This window comes from Dietzia sp. B19, assembly GCF_014145155.1.
Lineage (GTDB): Bacteria > Actinomycetota > Actinomycetes > Mycobacteriales > Mycobacteriaceae > Dietzia > Dietzia natronolimnaea.
In genome coordinates this window covers 5,530-7,654 of the sequence record NZ_JAALED010000186.1, presented here as the reverse complement: position 1 = coordinate 7,654, position 2,125 = coordinate 5,530, and the positions used below count along the sequence as shown (strand labels likewise).

Here is a 2,125-nt window from a genome sequence, read left to right as displayed (position 1 = left end):
GTGGGGTCCGCGTGCGCCAGAGCGTCCGCGTCACGGCGCTGGTGCGGGGGCGCGGTGACCGGGTGGTCGGAGCGGAGTTCGCCGACGGCACCACCGTCCACGCCGAGCAGGTGATCCTGGCGACCGGCGTGTGGGCGCCGCAGCTCGGGGCAACCGTCGGCCTGGACATCCCCGTCCGGGCCCAGCGTGCGCAGTTGGTGCTGGTCGATCAGGGTGAACCGGTGCAGCACGTGCCCACCCTGTCGGACCTGGTGGGCCTGCAGTACCTGTGCCGTGAGCCGAACGGGGAGATCCTCGCCGGCAACTCCGACCACCACTCGCCGCAGTACATCGATCCCGACGGCTACTCGAACCGGGCCGACACCTCGACCGTCGAGAAGGTCGTGGAGCGGCTCATGCACCGCCTGCCCGACATGCCGGACCCCACGATCACCGGCAGCTACGTCGGGGCGTACGACACCACGCCCGACTACAACCCGGTGATCGGCCCCTCGCCGGTAGACGGGCTGTTCCTGGCGGTCGGCTTCTCCGGGCACGGGTTCAAGATGGCGCCCGCGGTCGGTCGGCTGGTCGCGGAGTTGCTGCTCGACGGGACGACGACGATGTCGGGTGTCGACCCGGCGGACTGCCGCTTCTCCCGATTCGCCGAGGGCAGGCCCACCACCAGCCTCAACCCGTACGTGGGCGCGGGGGAGATGCGCTGACCGGCCCCGGTCCCATTCTCTGATCCGGCGCGCCGGGCGGGGTGCCGTGGTCCGGTCATCCCGCCCGGATCTCGCCCTCCACGAGGTGCGCGACGTGCCCGGTCACCCAGATGCCTGTGCCGGGGGCGTCGTCACATCCGGCCGCGATCCCCACGCGTCCCTCACGCCCGAGCACGGAGCCCTGCCGGGCGGTGTAGCGCGGGGGCAGCGTGCCGTTGCCGGTGAGCCACACCGCCAGTCCCGCATGGAAGCTGCCGGTCACGGGGTCTTCCGAGATTCCTGCCGAGACGGGGAAGAAGCGGACCTCGACCTCGACCGCGTCCTCCCGGTCTGTCGGATAGCGGCCGACGACCCCCACCCGGTCCCCGTCCAGGGCCTGCACGTCGGGCCTCACGGCGAGGACGGCCTCGGCGTCGCGCAGGAGCAGCGCGCAGGAGCCGGGTCCGTTGTCCACCCAGGAGTGGTCCACCACGTCGTCGCGGCTCAGTCCCAGACCCGATGCCAGTCGCTCCACCTCCGACTCCTCGAGGGGACCTGACCTGATCAGCTCGGGAGCGGCGAACGACCAGTCACCGGCCCCCTCGTCGCGGACGGTGACCAGTCCGATCCCGCATTCCTGCACGGCCCTGCCGGGCACCCGGGGACGCCCACCCGCCGAGCGCCACGCCGCGCAGGCACCCAGCGTGGGGTGACCGGCGAACGGCAGCTCGGCCTCGGGGGTGAAGATCCGGACCCGGTAGTCGGCCTCGGCTGAGGTGGGTTCGAGGAGGAACGCCGTCTCGGACAGGTTGGTCCAGTTGGCGATGGAGGCCATCTCCGCCTCGGACACCCCGTCGGCGTCGTGCACCACGGCGAGGGGATTGCCCCGGAACGGGACGTGTGAGAAGACGTCGACCTGCGAGAACCTCATTCCCCGACGGTACGCCCGACCTGCCGGAGCGATCCGTCGGAGGGCGGGCGGGGTCGGCAGCCGGCTCACGGACGGGCGACGTCCCGGAGCGGTGGATTTGTGCGGCAGCTTTGTTACGGTGTATGTGCCGGCAACATCGAGCGGAGCCCTCACTCCCTCGGTGGGTGTCGGCCCCTCGGTCCGGATGATTCCGAACCCATCCGGACGACGAGCCCGGATGGCGACGGGCCCGGATGGCGACGGGCCCGCCGTCGTCACACGACGAAAGGAATCACATCATGGGCAGCATCGATCAAGGACTCGGCCTCCTCCAGCTCGGCTCGACCACCTTCACGACCGGCTCTGGTGTCATCGACGCCGGCACGGACTTCCTGGGTGCGGTCGTCGGCGTGATCCGCACCGCCGTCAACGGCGCCGCGGGCCTCATCGGCTCCGCCGAGCTGGTCTGACCCCGGGCGCTTTACAGCGCGAGGGCACGGCCCGGCCTCGGGCCGGAGTCCTCGAAGACACG

The 2,125-nt window shown here is 71.4% G+C and carries 3 protein-coding genes; 2 read left to right on the top strand and 1 reads right to left on the bottom strand.

What is annotated here, in order from left to right; all coding sequences use genetic code 11:
* The coding region (locus G6020_RS06475) for an FAD-binding oxidoreductase (protein WP_182610059.1) at positions 1-704 on the top strand (704 nt) is incomplete at its 5' end.
* 55 nt (positions 705-759) lie between these two features.
* Here G6020_RS06475 and G6020_RS06470 read toward each other — a convergent pair.
* Complete coding sequence (locus G6020_RS06470; RefSeq protein ID WP_182610058.1) at positions 760-1,614, bottom strand: PhzF family phenazine biosynthesis protein; 855 nt, start codon at positions 1,612-1,614, stop codon at positions 760-762.
* 278 nt (positions 1,615-1,892) lie between these two features.
* On the opposite strand from G6020_RS06470, the gene G6020_RS06465 reads away from it, so the two are divergent.
* Complete coding sequence (locus tag G6020_RS06465; protein WP_182610057.1) at positions 1,893-2,063, top strand: hypothetical protein; 171 nt, start codon at positions 1,893-1,895, stop codon at positions 2,061-2,063.
* Positions 2,064-2,125 lie beyond the last annotated feature (62 nt).